The organism is Acinetobacter sp. SwsAc5 (genome assembly GCF_013391485.1).
Classification (GTDB): domain Bacteria; phylum Pseudomonadota; class Gammaproteobacteria; order Pseudomonadales; family Moraxellaceae; genus Acinetobacter; species Acinetobacter towneri.
Genome location: NZ_JACAXD010000034.1, coordinates 1 through 26658 on the forward strand (window position 1 = coordinate 1; position 26658 = coordinate 26658).

The 26658-nt window shown below is 42.8% G+C and carries 28 protein-coding genes and 1 pseudogene; 6 read left to right on the forward strand and 23 right to left on the reverse strand.

Features of this window, described 5'->3' with window-relative positions; all coding sequences use genetic code 11:
• The coding region (locus HYG89_RS14340; RefSeq protein WP_178867550.1) for a transposase domain-containing protein at positions 1–93 on the forward strand (93 nt) is incomplete at its 5' end.
• 126 nt (positions 94–219) lie between these two features.
• Here HYG89_RS14340 and HYG89_RS14345 read toward each other — a convergent pair.
• The 3 genes from HYG89_RS14345 to pheS form a co-directional block, all read right to left on the reverse strand.
• A complete protein-coding gene (locus HYG89_RS14345) occupies positions 220–516 on the reverse strand; it encodes an integration host factor subunit alpha (RefSeq protein ID WP_178868113.1) in 297 nt (98 codons plus the stop codon).
• Positions 513–2894 carry a phenylalanine--tRNA ligase subunit beta gene (gene pheT, locus HYG89_RS14350; RefSeq protein WP_178868115.1) on the reverse strand — a complete coding sequence of 794 codons (2382 nt, stop codon included), beginning with the start codon at positions 2892–2894 and terminating at the stop codon, positions 513–515. The genes HYG89_RS14345 and pheT overlap by 4 nt, the downstream gene beginning before the upstream one ends.
• A 129-nt stretch (positions 2895–3023) precedes the next feature.
• Entirely contained in the window at positions 3024–4004 is a 981-nt protein-coding gene (pheS, locus tag HYG89_RS14355) for a phenylalanine--tRNA ligase subunit alpha (RefSeq protein ID WP_178868117.1), read from the reverse strand.
• Between the two features lie 159 nt (positions 4005–4163).
• On the opposite strand from pheS, the gene HYG89_RS14360 reads away from it, so the two are divergent.
• The gene (locus HYG89_RS14360; RefSeq protein WP_178868119.1) at positions 4164–5192 is read left to right on the forward strand and encodes a hypothetical protein; all 1029 of its coding nucleotides are present in this window, start codon (positions 4164–4166) and stop codon (positions 5190–5192) included.
• A gap of 361 nt (positions 5193–5553) precedes the next feature.
• Here HYG89_RS14360 and rplT read toward each other — a convergent pair whose 3' ends face one another.
• Together rplT and rpmI are read right to left on the reverse strand one after the other, a co-directional pair.
• Positions 5554–5913 (reverse strand): 50S ribosomal protein L20, encoded by a 360-nt coding sequence (gene rplT / locus HYG89_RS14365; RefSeq protein WP_004975153.1) that lies wholly within the window; start codon positions 5911–5913, stop codon positions 5554–5556.
• 11 nt (positions 5914–5924) lie between these two features.
• The gene (gene rpmI / locus HYG89_RS14370) at positions 5925–6119 is read right to left on the reverse strand and encodes a 50S ribosomal protein L35 (protein WP_004975152.1); all 195 of its coding nucleotides are present in this window, start codon (positions 6117–6119) and stop codon (positions 5925–5927) included.
• A gap of 335 nt (positions 6120–6454) precedes the next feature.
• On the opposite strand from rpmI, the gene HYG89_RS14375 reads away from it, so the two are divergent.
• Positions 6455–7216 carry an energy transducer TonB gene (locus HYG89_RS14375; protein WP_178868121.1) on the forward strand — a complete coding sequence of 254 codons (762 nt, stop codon included), beginning with the start codon at positions 6455–6457 and terminating at the stop codon, positions 7214–7216.
• A gap of 28 nt (positions 7217–7244) precedes the next feature.
• On the opposite strand, the gene HYG89_RS14380 is transcribed toward HYG89_RS14375, so the two are convergent.
• From HYG89_RS14380 to HYG89_RS14415, 8 genes and pseudogenes are all read right to left on the reverse strand, one after another.
• Entirely contained in the window at positions 7245–7673 is a 429-nt protein-coding gene (locus HYG89_RS14380) for a YqaA family protein (protein WP_004975149.1), read from the reverse strand.
• Positions 7674–7680: 7 nt separating this feature from the next.
• On the reverse strand, positions 7681–7965 hold the full coding sequence (locus HYG89_RS14385; RefSeq protein WP_004975148.1) for a hypothetical protein: 285 nt from the start codon (positions 7963–7965) through the stop codon (positions 7681–7683).
• A 72-nt stretch (positions 7966–8037) separates the two neighbouring features.
• The gene (locus tag HYG89_RS14390; protein WP_004975146.1) at positions 8038–8655 is read right to left on the reverse strand and encodes a glutathione S-transferase N-terminal domain-containing protein; all 618 of its coding nucleotides are present in this window, start codon (positions 8653–8655) and stop codon (positions 8038–8040) included.
• Positions 8656–8866: 211 nt separating this feature from the next.
• Positions 8867–9415 (reverse strand): translation initiation factor IF-3, encoded by a 549-nt coding sequence (infC, locus tag HYG89_RS14395; protein ID WP_096902435.1) that lies wholly within the window; start codon positions 9413–9415, stop codon positions 8867–8869.
• A gap of 5 nt (positions 9416–9420) precedes the next feature.
• Positions 9421–11343 (reverse strand): threonine--tRNA ligase, encoded by a 1923-nt coding sequence (gene thrS, locus HYG89_RS14400; RefSeq protein WP_004975142.1) that lies wholly within the window; start codon positions 11341–11343, stop codon positions 9421–9423.
• A gap of 188 nt (positions 11344–11531) precedes the next feature.
• The gene (locus HYG89_RS14405; protein ID WP_178868123.1) at positions 11532–12689 is read right to left on the reverse strand and encodes an alanine racemase; all 1158 of its coding nucleotides are present in this window, start codon (positions 12687–12689) and stop codon (positions 11532–11534) included.
• Between the two features lie 25 nt (positions 12690–12714).
• The gene (locus HYG89_RS14410; protein WP_178868125.1) at positions 12715–13980 is read right to left on the reverse strand and encodes a D-arabinono-1,4-lactone oxidase; all 1266 of its coding nucleotides are present in this window, start codon (positions 13978–13980) and stop codon (positions 12715–12717) included.
• A 73-nt stretch (positions 13981–14053) separates the two neighbouring features.
• A pseudogene (locus tag HYG89_RS14415) lies at positions 14054–15819 on the reverse strand (neutral/alkaline non-lysosomal ceramidase N-terminal domain-containing protein).
• A gap of 121 nt (positions 15820–15940) precedes the next feature.
• Between HYG89_RS14415 and HYG89_RS14420 the strand changes: the two are divergent.
• Together HYG89_RS14420 and HYG89_RS14425 are read left to right on the forward strand one after the other, a co-directional pair.
• Complete coding sequence (locus tag HYG89_RS14420; protein ID WP_004975134.1) at positions 15941–16969, forward strand: AraC family transcriptional regulator; 1029 nt, start codon at positions 15941–15943, stop codon at positions 16967–16969.
• 202 nt (positions 16970–17171) lie between these two features.
• Positions 17172–18818, forward strand: coding sequence for an acyl-CoA synthetase (locus tag HYG89_RS14425; protein ID WP_131260752.1), 1647 nt, complete (start codon positions 17172–17174; stop codon positions 18816–18818).
• A gap of 111 nt (positions 18819–18929) precedes the next feature.
• On the opposite strand, the gene yjgA is transcribed toward HYG89_RS14425, so the two are convergent.
• From yjgA to mazG, 9 genes are all read right to left on the reverse strand, one after another.
• Positions 18930–19463, reverse strand: coding sequence for a ribosome biogenesis factor YjgA (yjgA, locus tag HYG89_RS14430; RefSeq protein WP_004975130.1), 534 nt, complete (start codon positions 19461–19463; stop codon positions 18930–18932).
• Positions 19464–19465: 2 nt separating this feature from the next.
• The gene (locus HYG89_RS14435) at positions 19466–19735 is read right to left on the reverse strand and encodes an HPr family phosphocarrier protein (protein ID WP_026438354.1); all 270 of its coding nucleotides are present in this window, start codon (positions 19733–19735) and stop codon (positions 19466–19468) included.
• A complete protein-coding gene (gene rapZ / locus HYG89_RS14440; protein WP_004975124.1) occupies positions 19732–20583 on the reverse strand; it encodes an RNase adapter RapZ in 852 nt (283 codons plus the stop codon). Before rapZ ends, HYG89_RS14435 begins: the two co-directional genes overlap by 4 nt.
• Before the next feature lie 24 nt (positions 20584–20607).
• On the reverse strand, positions 20608–21453 hold the full coding sequence (panC, locus tag HYG89_RS14445) for a pantoate--beta-alanine ligase (protein WP_131260754.1): 846 nt from the start codon (positions 21451–21453) through the stop codon (positions 20608–20610).
• A gap of 1 nt (position 21454) precedes the next feature.
• Positions 21455–22264: a 3-methyl-2-oxobutanoate hydroxymethyltransferase gene (gene panB, locus HYG89_RS14450; RefSeq protein ID WP_096901515.1), complete on the reverse strand. Its 810-nt coding sequence runs from the start codon at positions 22262–22264 to the stop codon at positions 21455–21457.
• Positions 22265–22313: 49 nt separating this feature from the next.
• A complete protein-coding gene (gene folK / locus HYG89_RS14455; protein WP_004975118.1) occupies positions 22314–22802 on the reverse strand; it encodes a 2-amino-4-hydroxy-6-hydroxymethyldihydropteridine diphosphokinase in 489 nt (162 codons plus the stop codon).
• Positions 22799–24265, reverse strand: coding sequence for a polynucleotide adenylyltransferase PcnB (pcnB, locus tag HYG89_RS14460; protein WP_096901516.1), 1467 nt, complete (start codon positions 24263–24265; stop codon positions 22799–22801). The genes folK and pcnB overlap by 4 nt, the downstream gene beginning before the upstream one ends.
• A 129-nt stretch (positions 24266–24394) precedes the next feature.
• Complete coding sequence (locus tag HYG89_RS14465; RefSeq protein WP_178868127.1) at positions 24395–24862, reverse strand: ComEA family DNA-binding protein; 468 nt, start codon at positions 24860–24862, stop codon at positions 24395–24397.
• A 16-nt stretch (positions 24863–24878) separates the two neighbouring features.
• Positions 24879–25640, reverse strand: a complete 762-nt coding sequence (mazG, locus tag HYG89_RS14470) for a nucleoside triphosphate pyrophosphohydrolase (protein ID WP_004975111.1) — start codon at positions 25638–25640, stop codon at positions 24879–24881.
• 107 nt (positions 25641–25747) lie between these two features.
• On the opposite strand from mazG, the gene HYG89_RS14475 reads away from it, so the two are divergent.
• Positions 25748–26521 (forward strand): SDR family oxidoreductase, encoded by a 774-nt coding sequence (locus HYG89_RS14475; protein ID WP_104853255.1) that lies wholly within the window; start codon positions 25748–25750, stop codon positions 26519–26521.
• Between the two features lie 44 nt (positions 26522–26565).
• Here HYG89_RS14475 and HYG89_RS14480 read toward each other — a convergent pair.
• On the reverse strand, positions 26566–26658 hold a 93-nt coding region (locus HYG89_RS14480), incomplete at its 5' end, for a transposase domain-containing protein (RefSeq protein WP_178867550.1).

The window sequence follows — 26658 nt, forward strand, 5'->3', positions numbered from 1 at the left end:
TATTTAAGTGATGTGCTGAAAAGGTTGCCGACACATAAAGTGACTCAGATTGAAGAATTGCTACCACACCGCTGGAAACCGGAACCGAATTAAAAAATAGGCATGGGGTTCAGCGGACGCTTACGATTCAAGTCTCTCAATTGCAAGATCAATCACTATGTCTTGCTAAATCACAGCGTCTTTCTAAAATCTCTTATAAAAAGCATAAAAAAAAGCAGATCAATCGATCTGCTCATTTCCCACACGCTGGCGGAATTTCTGCCCTGCGCGGAATGTGACTACACGGCGGGCTGAAATTGGAATTTCTTCGCCTGTTTTCGGGTTGCGACCAGGTCGTTGACGTTTATCACGTAACTCGAAGTTCCCAAACCCTGAAAGTTTAACTTGCTCGCCAGAGATCAGTGCTTGGCTGATCTCATCAAAAAATAACTCGACCATTTGTTTCGCTTCACGGCGGTTTAAACTCGTGAACTCACTTAAATGATCAGCCATTTCTGCTTTTGTTAATGCTGTCATGAAGCCCTCAATGTCGCTTGGTAAGTGTTTTCCAACACTTGCAGAATGTTATCCATACCAGATTTAATTTCAGCATCTTCAAGTGTACGTGTTGGATGTTGCCATAACAGAGCAAAAGCCAAAGAACGCTTGCCTTGTTCAACACCTTGTCCAGTATACACATCGAATAACCAAGTTGAGTCTAACAGCGCTCCACCCGTTTTTTCAATAAGTTGCTGAATTTCGCTTACATTTATCTTATCACTAATTAAAAGCGCAATATCACGTCTAACCGATGGAAAACGTGATAATTCTGTAAAATTAGATACATAAGTTTGCAAAACTGCTGTTTGATCGAGTTCTGCTACCCAAGCCGTGCCTAAATCCAGCTCATCTTCTAAAGATGGATGTAAACGACCAAAGTAACCAATAGACTGACCATCTACCAAAATTTCAGCAGATTGTCCAGGATGCAACCAAGTACGCTCTGAACGAACATACTCTACCTGCACACGACCTGCAGCTAAAATTTCTTCAATATCGCCTTTAAAATCGAAGAAATCCATAGGCTGAGCTTTAGCATGCCAAGATTCTGCATGTTTAGCACCCACCGCAATCAATGCCAAAGTTGGAATTTGCTTCAAGTCATGAATGCTTGCTGCATGTTGATAATCAAAACGTAAACCCAACTCAAAGAAACGCACACGGTTTTGTTGACGATTCACGTTGTACTGAACGCATGGAATTAAGCTGGATAACAACGTTGAGCGCATTACTGCCAAATCGCTTGAAATTGGATTCGCCAATGCCAACGGATTCACTGCAGGGTTTAATTGTTTTTCCAATTTTGCATCGGCAAAGCTAAAACTAATTGCTTCTTGATAACCTAAAGTCACTGCGGTTTGACGTAATTGCGCAACTTCAAACTGATCTTGGTATTTTGCTAATTGCACATCAATCACAGGCAAACTGATTTGAATGTTGTCATAACCGTGAATACGAGCAACTTCTTCAATTAAGTCTTGGTAAATTGCCATATCAAAACGATGTGATGGTGGTACAACGCTCCACTGACCTTCAGCTTGAACAGTAACTTCGCAGCCTAAACGAGTTAAAGCATCGGCAATAAATGTAGCATCAACGTGATAACCCAAGAGCTGATCGACTTGCGCTTGATTTAACGCAATTGCTTCACGTGTTGGCAATTGTGCTGCTTGTTCTGCCACTGTAATTGGACCAAATTCGCCGCCAGCAAATTCTGCAATCAGTTGTGATGCACGGTTCATCGCCAATAATGGCAATTCAAAATCGACACCACGTTCATAACGCTGTGAGGCATCGGTATGCAAACCATAACGACGTGCACGACCTGCGATATGCAATGGTGCAAAGAAAGCGGATTCAAGGAAAATTTCTGTGGTTTCATCACTTACCGCAGAAGATAAACCACCCATGATGCCCGCCATCGCCAATACTTTTGCGTCATCGGCAATCACCATCACATCATCTTGCAGCTCAACTTCTTGCTCGTTTAACAGCACCAATTTTTCTGCTGCAGTCGCTTGACGAACTTGAATGCCACCTTGAATTTTAGCACCATCAAAAGCGTGCATTGGCTGACCCAATTCAATCAAGACATAGTTGGTAATATCAACCAAAATACTGTGCTGACGGATACCTGAACGTGCCAACGCGCGCTCCATCCACTCAGGTGTAGCGGCTTTGGTATTTACATTTTTAATCACACGACCTAAATAACGTGGGCAGCCTTCCGTCAAACTTTGTACAGTTTTTTCATCCTGAATAGTTGCCGCTACTGCCTGAATGTCAGGTGTATTCACTGGCAATTGGTTAATCACCCCAATTTCACGGGCAATACCACGAATACTGAAACAATCACTACGGTTTGGAGTAATACTGATATCAATGACATGGTCATCTAGATCAAGATATTCACGTACATTCACACCTACAGGTGCATCTGCAGGCAGTTCCAATAAACCATCAAGTTTATCTTCAAGGTCAATTTCTGATGCGCCACAGAGCATCCCTTGTGATTCCACACCACGCAGTTTGCCTTTTTTGATTTTAAAGTCGCCTGGCAATACCGCACCAATGGTTGCCACAGGTGCTTTCATACCTACACGCACGTTTGGCGCACCACACACAATCTGCAACGGCTCACCTGAACCAATATTTACCGTAGTCACACGTAAACGATCTGCATCTGGATGCTGTTCAACCGTTAAGACTTCACCCACCACAACGCCTGTAAATGGCTTTGCTGCTGGTGACATATCATCAACTTCTAGACCCAGCATCGTGAGTTGATTCGATAAAGTATCGCTGTCAATGGCTGGGTTAACCCACGTGCGTAGCCAATTTTCGCTAATTTTCATTGATATAAAACCTATAAATCTAAATTTTGAATCCCCTCTACTCCCTCTTTTCAAAGAAGAAGCATCCTGTGTCATATATGGACACCCCTCTCCTTTTAGGAGAGGTCAGGGAGAGGTATAAATTTGTTTTTAAGCAAACTGGCGCAAGAAACGCACATCATTTTGGTAGAACATACGCAAGTCATTGATGCCATAACGCAACATCGCAAAACGCTCTACCCCTAAACCGAAGGCAAAACCTTTATATTTTTCTGGGTCGATGCCTGAAGCGCGTAACACGTTTGGATGCACCATGCCGCAGCCCAAAACTTCCAACCAGCGACCACGTTCATCCATAATATCCACTTCAGCACTTGGCTCTGTGAATGGGAAATAAGATGGGCGGAAACGTACTTTTAAGTCTTTTTCAAAGAATTCATTTAATAAGTTAATCAACAAACCTTTGAGTTCTGCAAAACTGGTATTTTCTGCGACGTATAAGCCTTCAATTTGATGGAACATTGGTGAGTGTGTTTGGTCTGAGTCGCAGCGATACACACGACCTGGACAAACAATACGAATAGGCGGCTGTTGATTTTCCATGGTGCGAATTTGTACGCCCGACGTGTGGGTACGCAATAAATGATTCACATCAAAATAGAAAGTATCGTGCATGGCACGCGCAGGGTGATGTCCTGGAATATTCAACGCTTCAAAGTTGTGATAGTCATCTTCAACTTCTGGGCCCGTTGCCACGGTAAAACCTGCTTTGGTAAAGAATTGGCAAATACGTTCCTGTACCTGCGTAACTGGGTGAATACTGCCGATGCTTTGACCACGACCTGGCAAAGTAATATCAACGGTTTCATTCGCCAGTTTTTGTGCCAAAGCCGCTTGTTGTAATTCAGTTTGACGCGCAGTTAATGCCGCATTGATTGCTTCACGCACAGCATGAATTTGTGCACCAAATTCTTTACGCTGTTCAGGGTCTATTTTACCCAGTGCTTTGGATTGTTCCGCAAGCTGGCTTTTTTTCCCCGTAAATTGCACTCGCACCTGGTCGAGTGTAGCAAGGTCCTCTGCTGCTGCAATTGCAGCGAGCGCTTCATTGGTCAGGGCTTCCAGTGACATAGTAACTCTCAAAAGCAACAATTTAGAAATAATTTAAAAACCCCGTATTCTAACAGTTTTTAGTCGCTTTGATGAAGCTTCGATGTAATGAAAATTAGATTAGCATCTTGAAATACAAAAAGTATAAGATAAAGCCAATCACCACGAGATCTCAACATTATGGCGCTCGATCAGATTTGGAAACAGCAACTTACCCTTGTGACTTATGGCAATGAATATTTGGCTCAAGATTTAAGTTTTAATCATTGGCTCAAGCATCAAGTGTTTAACCAGCATCAAATTCAGTTTCGTGATTTATTGTCACAACATTTACTGGCACAACACTTTCAAATCTGGTTAGAGCATCTTAAACAACAAGGTGTGCGACGTTTAAGCCTACATCAGGCAAGTATTTTAAATGATGAAAAAAACCCCAATCCAAATGTAGAGTTATTGCCTTTTGCACACTTTATTGTGAGTCACGAGGCACAGCACAAATCTGCTTGGATTTTCGGAAAAGAGCTTGCAGAATGGTATACCGCAGAACAAGATTATATGGCGCCTGTTTCCCAACAGAGCGAGCTACGTCAAGAAGTCATGTGGCGTTATCAATTAAATCACAAACTTGCCAGACAGCTCGATACAGATTTTGCCTCTCCAAACTGGGATGAAATTGATCGCTTTATTCGCTCCGAGTTATTTTTAAATCCTTGTGCTACAGAGTTTGTTGAACCAGAGCAAAGCGCTAAACCTTATTTCGGTGTAGATCTTACTCAAAACGCAACTGAAAGCATGTACCCAACTTTGGCGTTAATTCCCGCAGACTACCCTGCTGCCTATGCACATCAGATGCTGTATCGTTTAGATGCACTGGATCAACACATTCAGAATAAAATCCAGCATCCTTATCATGCCGATGGCACAGAACTTGAACCAAGCGAACAACTCAATTTACGTCATTTTTCTCAGAAACTTGAAGATTTACACACCAAATTTATCACCAAGGTTGCGAACCATTATCAGACCGCACAGCTCACGCCAGTGCAAACACCTGATCCTTTTGAATCAACGCCTAGTCAAGTACAAAACATCGCTTCACCACAAATACCAACACCTACAGCTACGCATAAAGTAGGCACATCTGCCGTGATTAAACTGATTTTAATGACTGTAGTTATTTGTGCGGCTGCTTATTATTTTGGTTTATAAGCTTAGGGTCTGTTGACAATTCGTCTATGTTTGCGACGATGCATATTTTTTTAGCTGATATAAGGCATGGGGCAGGAAATTTAGTCATTCTAAATGACTGGCGCATAACGGAATAGCAGCAAAAAATATGCTTGTCCCCTTGCGCAGCAAACAAAGCAATGCTTTGTTCTCGCTCATGTGGCTAAAACTTTCTCAGATTGCGTTATGAAACTTGGCAATAGACCCACTATTCCCTGCGTTTCATGCCTGATCTGCTCAGTTTTAGCCTACAGCGCAAGCCATTTATGAAATGGCAACAGCCCCCCAAATTTAAGGCATAAAAAAAGACCGCAAATGCGGTCTTTCTTTTAAGTCACAAGACTTATGCAGCTAATGCATCTTTAGCTTTTGTAGCTAAAGCAGCAAATGCAACTGCGTCATGCATAGCGATGTCAGCAAGTACGCGACGGTCGATAATCACTTGAGCTTTTTTCAAGCCAGCGATCATACGGCTGTACGACAAACCATTTTGACGAGCGCCCGCATTGATACGCGCAATCCATAAAGCACGGAATTGACGTTTCTTTTGACGACGGTCACGGTAAGCGTATTGACCTGCTTTGATTACCGCTTGGAACGCTACGCGATATACGCGTGAACGAGCGCCATAGTAACCTTTAGCACGAGCAAGAATTTTTTTATGACGGCGATGAGCCTGTACACCACGTTTTACACGAGCCATTTATAATCTCCTTAGATGTATGGGCACATAGCACGAACAGCAGCAACGTCACTCACGTGAACCATTACACAGCCGCGCAATTGACGGATACGTTTAGCAGATTTTTTGGTCAAAATGTGGCGTTTGAACGCTTGTTTACGCTTGAAACCGTTAGCAGTCGCTTTGAAACGTTTAGCTGCACCACGGCGAGTTTTTAACTTAGCCATAACAACCTCTTTAAACACCTGTTCGGCACGTCTGCACCATTGCAAAAACGACCTGCAGGTAAGGGAGCATTTATTCTAAAGCATCTTTGCTTAAAACAAAAGCATATTAGCTAAATAAAAATGAGCGTCTCATCACTCGTTTGCCGTAATTCAAGTCAGGAAAAATACTGGAATTGTGAACACGCGCTTCAACTCAAAGCAAAACTAAAGCTTTGTCAAAAATTGTGCAGGTCATCACCCTAAAAATTTGCAATAAGTTACGGATTACCCTTGCGATTATCCACAATTCCATCAATACTTCGCCTCGTCTTGTGTGAGATAAAAAAGACCGTAATATGATGAAAACATCTTTATATATAACTCTATTGCTTGGACTCAGCGCGACACATCTCCATGCAAAACCACCGCAGCAGAAATCGACACCAAAAGCCACACTCGAAGTACAAAAAAGTGCTGCCTTGCCTGCTCATCTCACCACACGCTTAGCATGGCGCAAGTTTCCACAACCCAAATATAAAAATGAAGATTTAAATCAACAAAACCGAGCTGCAATTGTGCGTATTTATGCAGATGAAACCGGCAAAATCAGTCAAGCCACTATTCAAGAAAGTACAGGGCTGAAAAAATTAGATGATGCCTTATTACAAGCGGTTCGCACTGCTGAAATTCAACCGACCTATGTAGAAGATACTGCCGTACCGACCATTGGTTTTCAAAGCTTTAATTTAAGATTTCAGGATAACCAGCACGAAGATTGCCAGTTTGATTTTCAATCTAAACAATGGTTAGCACAGCAACAACAGCAAAAAGTTCAATTTAAGTATCGTAGTCAACCACAATTAAACTTAAGTGCGGAAGATTTAAAAAATCACTCACGTAAGTTAAAGTTTCAATTCAAAGTAAATAAGCATGGCGAAGTGAAACGTGTGAAATTGACACAAGGTTCGGGACAATACGCACTTGATCAACAAGTTTTAGCTGCAGTGAAAGCTGCTCAAGTAGATGTACCGCGTCAATTTTGGCTGTATAAAAAGTCAAAATTAAAAGATGAAATTTATTTTGATTTAAACACGTGTGATGCTCAAGAACAGTCATAAGTGTCTATAGATAATAGGGGTTGCTTGCTTAAACCCATGTATAAACAAAATAAATAAACAGATAACGCCCGATTTTGGCTAGACTCACCATCAACACAAAACGGGCAAAATGTTCTTTCATTAAACCTGCAATCAGCGTAATTGGATCACCAATAATCGGCACCCAACTGAGCAGTAAAGACCAAAACCCATATTTGGCGTAGGTGTGCTGTGCTTTTTCTAATTGTGTAGCCGAAACAGGAAACCACTTTTTATCTTTATAATGTTCGATCTTGAGTCCTAAATACCAGTTCACACAAGAACCTAAAATATTGCCTAGACTGGCAATGCTAATCAGCCAAATGGGTGCATAGCTGCCTTCATATAACAGCCCCAACAACACAGCTTCGGACTGTAAAGGCAATAAAGTTGCCGCACCAAATGCAGATAAAAATAAACCAAACAGCGTCCAAAGCATAGACGATTTAAAGCCCTAAAGCCTGCTTGGTTTTACGATATTCCCAGTTCGCCCAAACAATACTAAGCAAAATAAGTGCCGCACGTGCCCATGTATAACGCTGAGTAACAGGCTCAATCGCAGCACGTAAAACCTGTTGATCTGTGCTATTTAAAGCCGCAATCATATTCTGCACATGAAATGCTTCGATCACAAATAAGATCAAGCAAGACACAATGCCCAAAATAATGCTCCAATACACTTTGGCATTTTGCTCAACAATCTTGGTAAAGTTTAAAAAAAATTCTTGCATAGCTCATCCAATAAAAAAGCCACCTGAAAAAGTGAGGTATCAGGTGGCTGGCATCTTAGCATAAAAGTAGATTTAAACTTGAATCGCGAGTGCTTTCTGCACTGCAGGGCGCGCAGTCAGCCGTGTAATATAGTCTTGTACATACGGATAATCTTCCAGCGAAATATTTTGCCAGTCATGACGTAACGCCCACGGCAAAATAGCCATATCAGCAATTGAATATTCGCCCGCCACGTACTTTTGCCCCATCAACTGCTTATTTAACACGCCATACAAACGCTTGGATTCATTGATATAGCGTTCAATCGCATAAGGAATTTTCTCTGGTGCATAACGGCTAAAATGATGATTCTGTCCTAACATTGGACCAAAACCACCCATTTGCCACATGAGCCACTGCTCTACTTCAACACGCTCCTGTTCATCGGTAGGATAAAACATGCCAGTTTTGCGCCCTAGATATTGCAAAATTGCACCCGACTCAAACACAGAGATTGGCTCACCACGCGGACCGTTCTGATCGACAATTGCAGGAATTTTATTATTGGGCGAAATTTTTAAAAAATCTGGCTGAAATTGATCATCTTCTGAAATATTGATGGGGAAAATTTGATATTCCAAACCCATTTCTTCAAGTGCAATACTAATTTTATGACCGTTGGGTGTGCCCCAATAATAAAGATCAATCATGTTTTATCCTTCATTACTTTTTTTGCTTTTTGACCAGCATTCTTCTACTGCGGTTTTAGTTATAGCATGTTTTTAAGCGTTTGTTGCGTGTCGCTGCGTAGAGTTTTTTTATCGAATGGCATATCTCATAAACATGAAACATAGATGCTCACTTTCATCACGCAAAAAAAAGCACCGCCAAGGTGCAGTGCTTCTTTTGTTCAAGATGGGATCACTTTTTCTTTTTAGGACCAAGCAACATACCCATTTGACGACCTTCCATTTTTGGTGCTTGTTCAACTACACCATATTCAATTACATCTGCTTCAACTTTTTGCAATTGAGCCAAACCTAACTGTTGGTGAGCCATTTCACGACCACGGAAGCGTAAAGTGATTTTTACCTTATTCCCTTCTTCAAGGAATTTGATAATTGCACGTAATTTTACGTTGTAATCACCAACATCAGTCGCAGGGCGGAGCTTGATTTCTTTCACCTGTACTTGATGCTGTTTTTTCTTCGCTTCTTTCTGCTTTTGCTTTAGATCAAACAAATGCTTGTTAAAGTCCATGATTTTGCACACTGGTGGTTCGGCATTTGCCACAATTTCCACCAAGTCAAGGTCAACGCTTTCTGCTGCGCGTAATGCATCAGCCAAGCTTACAATACCTTTTTGCTCACCATTTTCGTCTACAAGACGGACTTCTTTTGCACGAATTTCATCATTCAAAGCAGGACGGTTAGATTTTCCGCCCTGTTGATTACGGTCAGGCTGTTTAATCGCTGTTACTCCACAATATACCGGCCGCGTTCTGCGACGGCTGTTTTCACTAGGTCAATGAAAGCATCAATTGACATAGTACCCAAATTTGTTCCTGAGCGAGTACGGACGTTTACCGTTCCTTCTTCCACTTCACGGTCCCCAAGTACCAGTAAGTATGGAATACGCTCTAATGTACGCTCACGAATCTTAAAGCCGATTTTCTCATTTCTCAAGTCAGAAATAGCACGAATACCGTTTTCTTTAAGTTTTGCGACGACCTGTTCACTTGCAGCAGCTTGTGAATCGGTAATATTCATGACACAAGCTTGCACTGGCGCTAACCATGGTGGCATAAAGCCTGCATAGTGCTCAATAAGTATACCAATAAATCGTTCAAAGCTGCCAAGAATTGCGCGGTGCAACATTACAGGCTGATCACGATCATTGTCTTCAGTGACATAAGATGCCTCTAAACGCTCAGGCAAGTTAAAGTCACACTGAATTGTACCACATTGCCACACACGACCTAAGCAGTCTTTCAGTGAGAATTCAATTTTCGGGCCGTAGAACGCACCTTCACCCGGTTGTAACTCCCATTCCAGACCTGCAGCATCCAAGGCATCAGCCAAAGATTTTTCTGCCATATCCCAAAGTGCATCATCTCCCACACGTTTTTCAGGACGTGTAGACAGTTTCATTTGCACCTCTTCAAAACCGAAATCTTTATAAACATCTAAAGTCAGTTTGATGAAGTCTGCAACTTCTGGCCCAATTTGTTCTTTGGTACAGAAAATGTGGGCATCGTCTTGAGTAAAGCCACGTACGCGCATAATGCCGTGTAATGAACCCGATGGCTCGTTACGGTGACATGAACCAAATTCTGCCAGACGAATTGGCAAATCACGATACGACTTTAGCCCTTGGTTAAAGACTTGTACGTGACATGGGCAGTTCATTGGTTTTACTGCATAGTTACGGTTTTCAGAATGGGTGGTAAACATATTGTCTGCGTAGTTGGCAGCATGTCCTGATTTTTCCCATAGCGTGAAATCGACCACTTGCGGGGTACGAATTTCTAGGTAACCGTTGTCTTGTTGTACTTTACGCATGTACTGCTCAAGTACTTGGTAAATCGTCCAGCCATTTGGATGCCAGAACACCATGCCTGGTGCTTCTTCTTGCATATGGAACAAGTCCAAAGCTTTACCAATTTTACGGTGGTCACGCTTTTCTGCTTCTTCAATACGTTTGATATACGCCGCGAGCTGTTTTTTGTCCGCCCAAGCCGTACCATAAATACGTTGTAACTGTTCGTTTTTCGCATCACCGCGCCAATAAGCGCCTGAAATTTTGGTGAGTTTGAACGACTTTAAGAATTTAGTGTTTGGAACGTGTGGACCACGACACATATCCAAATAGTCTTGATGATAGTACAAACCCATTTGAGTTTCGTTTGGCATGTCTGCAATCAAACGTAATTTATATTCTTCGCCACGCGCTGTGAATTCTGCAATTACTTCATCACGCGGGGTCATTTTTTTCACAACATCATAATCTTGGTCGATGAGCTTTTTCATACGCTCTTCGATTGCTGCCAAATCATCTAACGTAAATGGACGAGGCATCCAAATGTCATAGTAGAAACCTTCTTCAATGACAGGACCAATCACCATTTTCGCTTCAGGGAAAAGCTGTTTTACCGCATGCCCCACTAAGTGCGCACATGAGTGACGGATAATCTCTACGCCTTCTTCATCTTTAGGCGTAATAATTTGTAGGGTTGCATCTTCGGTAATTAAATCGCAGGCATCGACCAAACGATCATTCACACGTCCAGCAACTGTATTTTTGGCAAGACCCGGACCGATGCTTTGAGCAACTTCCATCACAGATACGGCTTGATCAAACTGTTTTTGATCGCCATTTGGCAAAGTGATAATAGGCATAGATAAAAATCCTTAAGGAGTGATGCCCCGTACCATGGAGCATATCACCGCGAGATTATGATTAAGGGAGACCCTCAAAAGATAAAAACGGTGTATAAATAAAAAGCGCCTTAAATTTTACACGGCTTGCGTACAGGTTTAAACCTTTGTGTACTAAAAAAGCCAAAGAATCGGCATTTCAGCTGTTTTTATTCCCTAAAGGTTGCCCACGGCGTGAATTGTCCATGTTGATAGGCATACACCGCTTCAAACTGTGGCAACACCGCCTCACTCTGTTGCGGGCGTAAAAATACATAATCATCTATTTGGATGCGATGCTGTTTGGGTACTTGAATCAACTCTTGATTGCTACTGCGTCCGTATAAAGCATGTGGATGACTGCTCTCAGGATAAACATAATCTGCCATCCAATAGCCACCATAAACAAAAACGGCTTGATTGGATTGTGGCAAATAGGACTGCAAACGATCTAAGCCTGGCACTAGTACCGCAGCCAATACCTTTAAAACAGGTGTTGCAATCCACAAAGCCGATTGCAAATCTGACAAGATTTTTAAATCAAAATCACTGGGTTTAAGCAACATCGAACCAAAAGCCAGATCATTACATTCACTGTGCTGACAATGCTGCATAAATGTCAGGCTACCGCCACCGTTAAAGCATAAGTTGTCGTGCCACAATTCAGGAAAATGATCTTGAATCAGCTGCTTATAGTGTCGGTATTGCTGTTGCGAATCTTGATAGGCTTTGGCTTGCAATTGAAACACATTCGGCAATTTGGTCACATGTGCGTCATAACCCATCAAACCTGAAAATTTTAAATGTTCGGGGTGTTGCTGAATCAATTCCAGCATTTGCACAAAGGTGGCATGATCTTGCACACCACCACGGTGTAAACCAATGTCAATTTCAATATTAATCTTTAAGCAAAGTTGAAAACGCTGTGCGAGATTTAAATATTGCTGCAAACGCTCAGGCTGATCAATCAGCCACTGAATATTCAAATGAGATGACTGCACTTGCTGATAAAAATGCTCAACTGCCCGCAGTGGCATTGGTTTACCTAGTAGTACATCTGCCTGAGGAAATTGTTGCGCAATGTAATCTATTTGCGGCAAATGAAACAGCATGAAACGCTGTGTATTCAGATGCTGACTGGCCTGTTGCAACAAGTTTAGGCATGCTAAAGATTTGACCACTAATCTAGGTTGTAACTGTGCAGGCAGTTGCGCTGCAACAAAATTTAGGTTTTGTTGAAAACGCTCAACATCCACAATCAACTGTGGCAAGCCAGTACCCTGCTGCTGCAAGTGCTGGGTCATTTTTTGAAAATAATGCACTGACATTTTCACCCTCGCATCATACACAACTTCAGTGTAGGAAAAGTTCGGTTAAATGTGGATTCATCCATTTTTGTTCAGAATCGAGTCGCTGACGTAGCTGCATAAAATCATCCCATTTTGGATATAGCTCACGGAGCTGATTTGCCTGCAAAGTATGCAATTTACCCCAGTGCGGGCGCCCCTGATATTTTTGCAAAATTGGCTCAACCCATTTAAAAACATGCTGGCAGTCTTGCTTGTAAAACTGATGAATCGAAATAGACACAGAATCACGCCCATAAAACGGACTCAACCAAATATCATCACCTTTGACATAACGAAATTCGATGGGGAAGAACATGGCAACCCGTTGCTTTTTCAACACCGCGAGTAACTCTTGCAAGCAGGCCAGACCTTGTTCAGCAGGCAATTGATATTCCATTTCGTTAAATTTGGTATTGCGCGGTGTAGGAAAAATTTGGTTCGACCAATCTACATGTGTGGAAGGCTTGATAAATACACCAAGCAAAGACTGTAAATATGGGTTTAATGCAGGAAATAAGCGTGTCATTTCCGAACAGAAAGTCAATAGACGATCTTCAGACAACCAGTGCTGTGGACGTGGCTCAGTCAAACCACGACTTTCATCTAAGGTTTTTAAAATGACCTGATCGCTGTGCAAAAATGCCCAAAACTCAATATGGCGATGTTGATGTTTCCAACGATCAATATATTGATAAATATCATTTAATGCACATAAGCGCATGTGTTCTTTAAGCTTATAGCGTGGACGGTTTTGTAAGGTAATTTTAGTCATAATACCCAAACTGCCCAAAGCCACCCGCCCAGCTTCAAAAATTTCAGCATTTTGCTCAGGTGAGCAATGCAATACATCACCCTGTGCTGTCAGTAACTCAAAGTCGGCAACCAATGCAGACAAACAAGGTAAATCAACCCCTGTGCCATGCGTTCCTGTCGCGACCACACCTGCCAAACTTTGATGGTCGATGTCACCCTGATTTTGTAAGGCTTGATGTATAGGCGCTAAACATTCACCTAATTTATATAAACGAGTACCTGCATATAAAGTGCATTGGTTTTTTCGCTCATCAAAATTATGTACCCCCTGAATGTGATCTAAATTGATCATCACATCATCAGTTTTGGCCAAAGGACTAAAAGAGTGTCCCGCGCCCACCATTCTAATTTTGTCGTGCTTGAGCACAATTTTTTTTAGATCATCCAAATTTCTCGGTTGTAAAAAGTCAGGGTGAGCCTGTTGCCCACCTGACCAGTTACTCCAACGCTGTCTCATGCTATTTCCTTTTTCTGCGTTTCCATTATTTTTATTACCTCGCATTCAAAATTTATGCATGCTCACTACAGTTTCATAGCTCCATCCCTTTGTTTTCACTGTGCTCATGTTTCACATGGAACACCTTTGCAGATCCATTTTTATTGTTTGAATAAGCTTGATAAGTTCTTTTTTCTAATTCGTGTTGTGGCACATCGGGTGGTAGATTAGTTTGCGCATCCCGCTGTGCCGCTGGTAAATTTAATTGTTGGGCTAAATACTGGAATTTAGTCTGTAATGCGGCCAGTGTCCACTGTCCGTATAACGTATGTCCACCCTCATAGGCTTGTTGTTGGTATTCCTCATAGGTGGTGACATAACCCATATAGTCATTGCAGTAAGATGCTAACCACACCTGCTGATTGTCTGCCAAGCAATGTTGAACCGTGGTTTTCAGGCATTTAGCGGCAACCGTAGTGATCTCGCCCGGACAACACAGGATATTCAAATGTCCAATTTTAATCAGTTGCAACGGCACAATATTCGGAACCAACAGACTTTGCTCAATCGCACCTACACTGACCTGTCGATGCATTTCAGCAATCAGCCGATCTAGAAATTTAGGGTAATGGGTCAGGGCTTTACCAAAAATGGTTTTAGAACCACAGTCCAGCACAATATCCTTTGGCCCTTGAGATTCATATAAGGCTTGATAGTCACTATAATCCGCCGCATGCGTTTTGCTTAGTTTTTTCTTTTTTTCACGCTGTGCCAGCCATTGCATGGCTTTCATAATAGGTTGGACAACCCCTGCACCATCTACAGGTGTCCCTGCAAAAAAAGCAGCACCATGACAGGCAGCACTGGTTTTTGCTTGGGTTTGTCCCATGGCAAATTCTGCAGGAATTTCAATATTACTTAAATCGACATAGCTACATACTGCATCTAACTCACCCACTAACGGTGTGCTGTGATGTTCCAACGCTTTCAGTGCCAACTCACTTTGATAGCGTCCATTTTGCTGTGTATATTCGTATTCTTTTTCATCGCGCATTGCAGCACGTACCTGTGACTGCTCAGGGCCATGATAATGTGGAGAAACATCACCCGCTGCGGCTTGGGCAAAAATTGCCACAGGATTTTTGACCCCACGTTGTTGCAGTGCACGCTCGGTACAAAGTGCGGCATAACCTTTGTTATCACCATCATGAGCGCTTAAACGACTGCTTAAACAGGTAGCATGCACCCCAAATAAAGAAAAAACTGCCTGTAAATTACCTTCGCGATAAAAACCAAGCAATTGCATATCACGATCTAAGGCCAAATGTGCCTGTTCCAGCGTTCTACGAGATACATCAGGATTACGGTTATACGCTGTTAAAGAGCGATTCCATGCCACTGGCGTTTCTTCTGCAAAACGACCATTGCTCATATAAATATCGGTTTTTTCTGGGTCGCCAAAGCTTTGAGCACACTGCCCACAATCGCATCGACCACTGCATTTAAATGTTCGGGTACAAAGCCTGGTGTTGGCATATTATAGAGAGCTTCATAACCGCAGCCGCCAGGAGCTGAATGAGTATGCGTTGCCATCAATACCAAACGCTGCGGCTGAAAACGCTCCCCCAGTTTACGCTGTAAACGCTGTATCGCTAAATGACGCATGGCATAGGTCACACACCCCATATCCAGACAGCAAAAAATTAATAAGTTATTGTCTAAGGTTCGAATACAAATACTGCGGGCAAATAAAGCTGTTCGTTGTTCATAGGCACGATGTTTCCAGTTGCCATAACCAAACATGGCAAGCCCTTTTGGCTGAATATGAATTTCCTGTTTATCCCAACCCACCAAATACATTGCAATCGTATTCCTTTTCATCTATACAATCAGTCATGACGCTGATCAACGCCATTAAACAAAATTGCATCACGGCAAATAAGGGTCAAAGCGACAATGGCATGGGGGGATAATCGGACTTATGTCAGCAACTTCAAACTACTTGCTGCAGCACGTGCCGCCTGCCTTATTGTCAGGTCTGATTCATTACGCCAAAGAACAACAGATCCCCTATCAACCATGGTTTCAGGGAATTTCTCAAGATCTTGATCAAATCGTCCAAGGCAATGGTTTTGTTTCATTTCAAGATATTTGCAAAGTGGTGACACGCGCCCTGCAAGACACTCAATGTGCACATTTAGGCTTAGAAATTGGACGTGACAAGGGGCTGATTTCCATGGGCATGCTCGGTTTTGCCATGGTGTCCAGTCAAAATGTTGTAGAAGCCTTACAGACAGGACTGCAGTACCATCCCATTTCAGGCAGTGTGATGGATTTGGAGTACGATTTTTCCTCGACCTCTCCTACACTGGTGATGAAAGAGCGTTATCCCACGGGGAACTTACTGCGCTTTTTTTGCGATGAAGTCCTCTCCAGTATTGTTAGCTGCTTAGACGTCATGCTTGGCAATCATCAAGATTTGGTCGAAGTGCATTTTAGTTTTGCCCAACCCGACTATTTAGAGGCTTATCAGGTGCATTATCAATGTCCTCTGCACTTTTCATCATACATGAATGCTTTGGTGTTCCGACCAGAGATTTTAGGACGCCAAATTAAAACCTCTAGTGCCGCCAATTACAGCACCGCCCTGCGTGTCTGCCAACAAGCGTATCAGGATATGCAGGCGATTAATCAACAGCAATATGCACACGTGTTGAGTTATCTAATCGAACAGCATTTACCTCAGCACTTTGATATGCACCAAGCGGCACAACATTTTCAAATGAGCGAAAGACATTTACGCAGACAATTACTTGCCGAAGGCTGCAACTTCCAAAACCTGCGCCAACACGTTTTGGAAAATAAAGCCAAACAACTGCTACAACAGCCTTTGAGCATGACTGAAATTAGCCAACAACTTGGCTTTAGTGAATTACGCGAATTTCGACGTGCATTTAAGCGTTGGACAGGTCTCAGCCCATCACTCTATAAAAGCCAAATGACAGAATAAGTTAATATTTTCCAATAAGCTACTATTTTTATTGAATAAAAAATAGCTGCTAAATTTTACTTAAACTATTTTTTAAATGTACTTACAAGCGATTCAAAACAAAAACAACAGATTTTCGACTAAAGCATAACTGCAAAGCTGCCATAAAATCCCTATCTTTTTAAGTTGGATAAAATAACGACACATATTATGGAGAATAACAATGGTCAGCGCATACGATGAATTACCGCGTACCCCTGCGAACTTTGTCGCCTTGTCCCCGTTACGTTACTTAGAACGGGCAGCTTATATTTACCCGCACCAAAACGCGATTATTCACGGTTCACGTCAAATTACCTGGCGCGAAACTTATTTGCGCTGCTGCCAATTTGCACATCAACTTCAAAATTTAGGCATCAGCAAAAATGACACTGTTTCGGTGCTGCTTCCGAATGTTCCTGCCATGCTAGAAGCACACTTTGCTGTGCCAATGGCGGGTGCAGTGCTGAACACACTAAACACTCGTTTAGATGCCAAAACACTGGCGTTTATGCTCGATCATGCAGAATCCAAAGTGCTTTTGGTTGACCCTGAATTTGCGGCTTTGGCACAAGAAGCCTTAGCGATGGTCAATCATGAAATTTACGTGATTGATGTCAACGATGCAGAATATGAGCATGCTGCCAATGCCCTTAGCATCGGACAGATTGAATACGAAACTTGGCTGGCTGCAGGTGACCCAAATTTTGAATGGCATTTGCCACAAGATGAATGGGATGCAATTAGCCTGAACTATACGTCTGGCACGACAGGCAACCCGAAAGGCGTGGTCTATCATCATCGCGGTGCCTACATTAATGCAGCCAGTAATATTATTGCCTGCGGGATGACCCCACGTGCAACCTACCTATGGACACTGCCCCTATTCCACTGTAATGGCTGGTGCTTTGCATGGACGATGGCAGCCAACGGTGGCACCAATATCTGCTTACGTAAAGTCGACCCTGAACTGATTTTTAAATTAATTGCAGAGCACAAAGTCGATTATTTCTGCGGTGCGCCAATTGTCTTGTCGATGCTCATCAACACCCCTGAGGAGAAAAAGACCCAGTTTGATCACCGTGTTGAAGTGATGGTTGCGGGTGCTGCACCGCCAGCAGCAATTATTGAAGGTATGCGCAATATTGGCATTAACGTAACTCACGTTTATGGCTTAACTGAAACCTATGGCCCATCTGCGCTGTGTGCTTCTCAAGCAGGCTGGAGCGACCTATCCATTCAAGAACAAGCACAATTACATTCGCGTCAAGGCGTGCCTTATCCGCTGCAAGATGGCATGAAAGTTTTAGACCCAGAAACCATGCAACCTGTACCAAAAGACGGCAAAACCATGGGCGAAATTATGTTCCGTGGCAATATCGTGATGAAAGGTTATTTGAAAAACCCAGAAGCCACCGCAGAAGCATTTGCAGGTGGCTGGTTCCATACGGGCGATTTAGCTGTCTGCCAACCCGATGGCTACGCCAAAATTACTGACCGCTCTAAAGATGTGATTATTTCAGGTGGTGAAAATATTTCTTCACTCGAAGTGGAGGAGGTGCTGTATCAACATCCTGCAATTTTGACTGCTGCAGTGGTGGCAAAACCAGATCCACGTTGGCAGGAAGTCCCGTGTGCCTTTATTGAACTGAAAGAAGGCAAGCAGGTCAGCCCTGAAGAAATTATTGCCTATTGCAGTCAACATTTGGCGCGTTTTAAAGTACCAAAGGATGTGGTGATTACTGAAATTCCAAAAACATCGACAGGTAAATTACAAAAATTTGTACTGCGTGAATGGGCCAAAGAGCGTTCAGTCGGTGAGTTTGGCTAAAATTTGAAAATCTCTATATTAAAAGACCAAATAAAAACGACTCGTCATGAGTCGTTTTTTTGTGCAATCATCAGCTCACGCTATCTATCTTCTTAGATAAGGTACGCTAATCTAGCTTTCTGACAATAAAGCCACTTGCTGCACATAGTTAAACAACTTGAGCTTAGATGCTTCAAGTTCTTCCGCAGACACTTCCTGTTTCATATCACGGTGGATACGCAACACATGCTGACGCAGCGTATGACGTTCAGCCGCTTTATAGGTTTTACTAAAATCATTAATCACAGGGTCGCCGTCTTTAATAATTCGTTCCACCCAACGCTGTAACTGTGCGGTTTTTTTCGCACCTTGTTGCGGTGTCAAATAAGACAAAATTACGCTTTCATCTTCATTACGCAACAATTTACCAATACGCTGACACTGACGACGACGTGCTTCATGTGAAGTAATGCTTTGCAATTCCAGTAAAGCATCAATTAAACGCTCTTCTACTGGAAGTTTCTGAATTTGTTTGGCGCTTAACTGCGCCAATTGTTCGCCCAGTGCAGCCATACGTTGTACGGCTTTTTTCTGTTCGGTTTTACTTGCACGCCCTTCTAAAGATTCAAAGTCATCTTCGGTAAAACGTTGCGGTCGACGTGCCACGATTAATCTGCCTCGTAAAATTTTGCTGCAAACAGTGCTTGAATATCAGATAAAGCTTTTTCTTCATCTGCACCATCAATCACCAAGCGTAAAGTAGTTCCCTTGCCTGCACCTAACATGAGCAAGGACATAATATTTTTGGCATCAACCAATTTGTCGCCTTTACCAATTTGGATTGACGAACGGAATTTGGTGGTCACTTCAATCAGTTTCCCAGATGCCCGTGCATGTAAACCTAGTTTATTAATTACGTCAACAGTTGTGTCAATCATGACCAGTGCTTCATTTCTCGGTGTAAGACTTGAATAGACCATTTTGCCTCAAGTGCTTTTTTTAGTCTATCTACGATATAAACGGAACGGTGTTGCCCACCCGTACAGCCAATTGAAATGGTGATGTAGTGACGATGCCCTTCGGCAAAGGCTGGCAACCATTTTTCTAAAAACTGGTGGATGTCCTGAAACATTTCATGGGTTTGCGGACTTTGTTGCAAGAATTCCTGCACAGGTGCATCTAAGCCTGAATGTTTTCTTAGCTCCAAATCCCAATGGGGATTGGGCAAATGACGCACATCAAACACATAATCGGCATCTAAGGGAATTCCGTGCTTATAGCCAAAGGATTGTAAAATCACAATCAGGTTGTCGGTTTGCCCAAGTTTAGACAACAACACATGTTTTAAATCATGCACGCTTTTGTCCGTGGTATCAATATGCACCGTAGAGCGGAACTGAATCGGCATCAACAAGTTTTTTTCTTCTTGAATACATTCATTCAAGCTTTTAAAACGGCTAGAGAGTGGATGCGGACGGCGTGATGCGCTAAAACGGGCAATCAATTCCTGATCTTGCGTGGTCAGATAAATAATATCGACTGAACCATGCTTTTGCAGTTGCTCAAATACCAAATCAAACTCTTGCAAGTCGGCACGGGTGCTGCGTACATCTACCCCCAATGCCAACTGTTCCAAGTTATTTTCCTGATCCAGTTTATCCACAATTTCGGGGAGCAATGCCAAAGGTAAATTATCAATACAGTAATAACCTAAATCTTCCAACACTTGTAATGCCGAAGATTTTCCTGAACCCGATTGACCTGTCACGATCAAAATACGTTTCATGGCATGCAACCCTTCTATTGCCAGCTATGCAGAATGTTTGACCTGCAAATTATCAATTAAACGTGTATTGCCCAATTTTGCCGCAACGAATAACACCAGATCTTCACTAAATGCTTCAATTTTCTGCAATTCTGTTGTACGCGCTTCTACATAGTCCACAACAAAGCCTGCCGCTGTCAATGTTGCTTTAATATTCGCTAACACTTGTGACAAAGTTTCACCTTGCTGTAATGCTTGTGCAGCAGCCTTTAAACTTTGATAGATTGTCGGTGCAATTTGACGCTGCTCTGCACTCAAATACCCATTACGTGAGCTAAGCGCCAAACCATCTGCCGCACGTACAATTGGCACGCCAATCACTTCTAGCGGAATATTTAAGTCGCGTACAAACTGACGAATGACTGCCAGTTGTTGATAGTCTTTTTCACCAAAGAAAGCATAGTTTGGCTGTACCATATTGAATAATTTGGTCACGACCACCGCAACACCATCAAAGTGTCCAAGACGCTGCAAGCCACACAAGTCTGCCGTAATCTCACTCACTGAAATATTGGTCAAACGTGGTTTGTTACCATACATTTGCTCAACTGAAGGCGCAAAAATAATGTCGCAACCGACCTCTGCCAACAATTGGCTGTCTTGGTCTAAAGTTCGCGGATAACTGTCAAAGTCTTCATTAGGGCCAAATTGAATTGGATTGACAAAAATACTGACCACCACCACATCACATATTTTTTTCGCTTCGCGCACCAAGGTCAAATGCCCTTCGTGCAAATTGCCCATAGTCGGAACAAAACCAATGGTTTTACGCGCAGCGCGTGCAGGCTGTAATGAAGCCGCTAAGCCTTGAATTGTGGTTTCAGTTTTCATATTACAACTCGACTTGGAAAGTTTGTTCACGTGCAGGGAAAGAACCATCTTGAACTGCAGCATGATAGTCTTTAAATGCATCCAAAATGGCAGTTTCACCCGCTTGTTCTTTCATAAAGTTACGTACAAATTTTGCGACACGACCAAAAGTCAGCCCCAGCATGTCTTGCACCACTAGTACCTGACCGTCAGTGTCTGCACCTGCACCAATCCCAATCACTGGAATTTCAGGGAACAAGGCAGAAATTTCTTGACCTAGCTGTGCTGGCACACATTCTAGTAACAGAATCGCCGCGCCTGCTTCTACCACAGCTTTACAGTCAGCAATCAGTTTATCTGCAGCTTCGCGGGTACGTGCCTGTAATTTATAACCGCCAAATACATGCACCGATTGTGGCGTTAAACCTAAATGTACACAGACAGGAATACCATTACGGGTCAGTGTTGCAACGGTTTCGCTGAGCCATGCACCACCTTCCATTTTGACCATTTGTGCACCCGCTTGCATCACCTCTTTCGAGCTTTGCAATGCATCATTTAAGGTGGCATAACTCATAAATGGCAAGTCAGTCAAAATAAAAGCATGTTGATTACCACGACGCACCGCCGCAGTATGATAAGCCATATCCGCCACGCTGACAGGCAAGGTTGAGTCACGCCCCTGAATGGACATCCCCAAAGAATCGCCAATTAAAATCGTATCAATTTCAGCAATTTCCATTGCTTTCGCCATGCTTGCATCATAGCAAGTCAGGCAGGAGAATTTTCGACCTTCCGCTTTAAATTTTCTTAGGTCACTTAAACTAATCATGAAAATATTCCTCTATGGAAAAAGCATCACGCATGCTTAATTTAAAACTTTATAGCCCTGCCCAATTGCTGGCATCTACAACAGTTAAGCTCGGATGTTCAAGCAATGGCGAGTGTTTTAATAATTGTCCCTTAACGCTTAAGTTAGCATCCAAATCTAACAACGGGATGACGACAAAATCACGTTCTAACACCCCCACATGCGGTACAGTCAGACGTTCATTTTGAATGTTGGCATCAGCATAAATCAACAAGTCTAAATCTAGCGTACGCTCACCCCAATGACGTAAACGCACCCGACCCGACTCTTGTTCAAAACGCTGTAATTCATCTAACAATGCCAAGGCTTCAAGTTCGGTATCTAAACGTACCACAGCATTCAAATAATTAGGCTGATCTTGTGGCCCCATTGGTGGGCTTTGATACAGTTTAGAAGTCTGCACTTGCCCCAAAGTTGCCAGTTTTTGCACCGCTTCAGTCAAAATTTGACGCGAATCGCCCAAATTACTGCCTAAACCAATATAGGTGATGTTGCTCATTGTGTTGGCCCAAAAATCACTTGGCTTAAATCACGTTGCACACGTTTACGTTTTAAAATCGGATGATCTGCACCAATACCTGAACCGTTTGCTGTAGCAGTCAATTGCGCCCGATTTTCTTCATACTGTTTGGCTTTACGCGCACGTCGACTACGAGGCTCAGGCTCATTCACCAAGGGTTCAATCTGCATATCGGCAGCATGTGTTGCTGGTGCCACATCAACAGGTTCTTGCGCTGTTTTACGGCGGCTCTTGGCACGTAATCGGTTATATTGGGCAATCGCACGTTCTTTTTCATCGGTGCTCATAAGCTGGTAGGCATCCCACCACTGACCCATTCCTAAAGTCGAGCTATCGCCTGCTTTTTCACGCAGTAATAAAAAGTCAAAACCTGCACGGAAACGCGCATGCCCAGACAATGCTTCAATTTGCTGTGGTTTCGGTTGCAATAAACGGGTTTGCATTTCCCAAACTTCACGAATAAAAGTTTCAGCAAAACGAGGAATAATGGTACGTGTCGCCTGACGTTTCAGTACATCTAAACCTGCTTGGGCTCGCGCTTCGGCTGCCACCACACCTTTAGAAAGATAAAAGTCACAACGCTCTAAAAACGGTTGCCACAACAGCACCGCATAGAAAAATGCAGGGTTGATGGTTTTACCAATCGCAATCCGTTGATCGGTATTTTTTGCTGCACGTTCAATAAATGAGTTGATGTCTGGCTTGATGTCGGCAAATAACTGACGCCAAATACCAAACTCAATCAACATCGGCAGGACTTTATTTAAATGTCCCATCGTAAAGAGTTTTTGCGACTCATCATATAAACGGTGTGGCGATACATCACGCAATAACTGCGTCATTTCAGGCGTAAAAATTTTAAGAATTTTTGGATCAATATTGAAATTTAATTTGGCAGCAAAACGCAAAGTACGCAGCATACGCACTGGGTCTTCTTCAAAACGTAAAGTTGGATCGCCCAATAAACGCAAGTTTCTGTGCTTTATATCATCTACGGCATTGCAAAAATCTAACACGATGCCTTTGCGTGGCTGGTAATACAACGCATTGATTGAAAAGTCACGACGGGCAAAATCTTGCTCGATTGTGCCCCAGTTATTATCGCGCAGAATCATCCCCGCCGCAGAAGTCACAGCTTTTTTCGGTGGCGCACGGAAAGTGGCCACTTCAATTAGTTCACGCCCTGCATAGACATGCGCCAGCTCAAAACGTCGTCCAATAATTCGGCAACGTCGTCCGAAAACTTCTTTCACTTGTGAGGGTGTGGCATTGGTTACGGCATCAAAATCCTTCGGATTTAGCCCTAACATTAAGTCACGAACTCCACCACCGACGATATAGGCTTCATAGCCTGCTTTGGTTAAAGCATCTAGAACATCTAAAATGGAAGAAGGTAATTGAGCGGTAGATAAACCACATTTTGACGCGCGCAAAGTTTGCAAAAGACGCTGTCTCCTACGTCTGAACGTAAAACAGATAAGATGTCGCTAATCATATCTCTAACACAATCAAAGGGCAATTTGATTCACATGCTAATTTTGCAATGTGCAGTGCTAAAATTCTGCTTGCAGCTACAATGCCAACTTGTGTTTATTCTTGGCAAATAAGGCAGACCCAATCCCTTTGACTTGCTGAAGTTCTTCAATACTTTGGAATTTTCCATTTTGTTTTCGATATTCCACAATCGCTTGTGCTTTTTTCATGCCCACCCCAGACAATTGCTGCAATTGTTCTAGTGAAGCGCTATTTAAACGCACTTGATTTGTATGCGCACTTTGCTGAGTAGGACGTGCTAAATAATGTTCTGCGCTTGATGATGTGGTTTGAGCCGCACTTAAACGCTGATCTTGCGCGGCTTGCGGCGCTTTCCATTTTAAATAATGTTGATCATAACTGTGGCTATTCACCTGAACATGCTTGGACTGCACATTTTGTGCTGTACTCCATACACTGATACTGCATAACAGCAATGCAAGCCAGTACTGCCATCCGAAAGAAAAAAAGCGAAAAGAAACTTTTAATTGCTGCGATATATTCATGTTGCCGCAAAACCTGTCATTTTAATTGTTGTTTTGCCTGCTCCCAAAGTTGATCCATTTCTTCTAAAGTCATATCTTCTATTGTTTTTTGTTGTAATTCGGCCTGATCTTCAATGTAAGCAAAGCGTGTTCTAAATTTATGAATTGTGCCCAATAATGCCAACTCACTGGACACGCCAAGTTTACGCCCAACATTGATTAAAGAAAACAAACAATCCCCTAACTCATCCTGTATTTCATCGGATTGTTGCTGTTGAATCGCCTGTTGTAATTCTTGCAATTCTTCTTCTAACTTGCCATACGCATCTTGCACGGTATGAAAGTCAAAGCCCAATTGTGCCGCATGCTGCTGAATTTGCTGTGCCTGCACCAAAGCGGGTGCATGTTTCACCTCATCTAAACGTGACTTTGCTTTACCCTGTTTTTCTTGTTGTTTGATGGTTTTCCATAAGGCAGCGACATCTTCTGCGCTAAGCTGCGCAAACTGTTCTGCCTGAAACACATGTGGATGCCGACGAATTAATTTATCGCAAATGGCTTGTACCACATCTTGAAAATCAAATGCACCTTGCTCGCTATACATTTGTGCCTGAAACACCACTTGCAACAACAAATCACCCAGCTCATCACGTACATCATCTACCTTGCCTGAACGCACTGCCGCTTCAACTTCATAAGCTTCTTCAATTGCGTATTGAGTCAAACTTTCTGGGGTTTGTTTTTGATCCCACGGGCATTGTTGACGTAACTGTTGCATGATTGAAAGCAATTGCTGCATGGGTTGTTCCTTATTTCAATTTATTGCACGAATGCACCATTTTTTTGTTATGCTCAGATGGCAAGGACGATATGCACAACAAAAATAACATCAGGGAGCAAGTTCAAATGCACAGTATCTTGATTAGTGGCGCTGCACAAGGCATTGGTGCCGCAATCGCACAATTGTTTTATCAACAAGGTTACCGTGTCGGTATTTATGATATTCATCTCGCACAAGCACAGCAATTGGCAGAACAATTGGGTGAGCGTGCACATGCAGGTTTGCTTGATGTAGCAGACTATGCCAGTTGGCAAGCTGCGTTATCCGATTTTTGCCAATGGGCAGGTGAATTGAATATTTTGGTGAATAATGCAGGAATTCTCTACTCAGGCGCATTTGAAGACACACCCATAGAAGCGCATCATCGGACTATGGCAGTGAATGTGAATGGTGTATTAAACGGTTGTCATGCGGCTTTGCCTTATTTAAAACAAGCAAGTTTTGCACGGGTGATTAACCTGTCTTCGGCATCTGCGATTTATGGACAAGCCGATTTAATTTCTTATTCTGCTTCCAAATTTGCAGTACGTGGCATTACGGAAGGTTTAGATATAGAGTGGCAAAAATACGGCATTCGGGTCTTAGATGTCATGCCGCTATTTGTACAAACTGCAATGGTGAAAGATATGGATGCAGCCACCATTCAAAACATGGGCGTGCATTTATCGACAGAAGATGTCGCCCAGGTGGTGTATCAACAAGCGACGGTTAAAGATTCGATTCTGACCAATACGCATCGTGCGGTCGGTTTAAAAGCCAAAACCCTAATGCAACTTTCGAGTATTAGCCCACAATGGTTAAATCGTCTGTCGAATAGCTTGTTGGCGAAGCGTCATTAATTCTACATCTATCGTAAGCGTCCGCTGAACCCCATGCCTATTTTTTAATTCGGTTCCGGTTTCCAGCGGTGTGGTAGCAATTCTTCAATCTGAGTCACTTTATGTGTCGGCAACCTTTTCAGCACATCACTTAAATA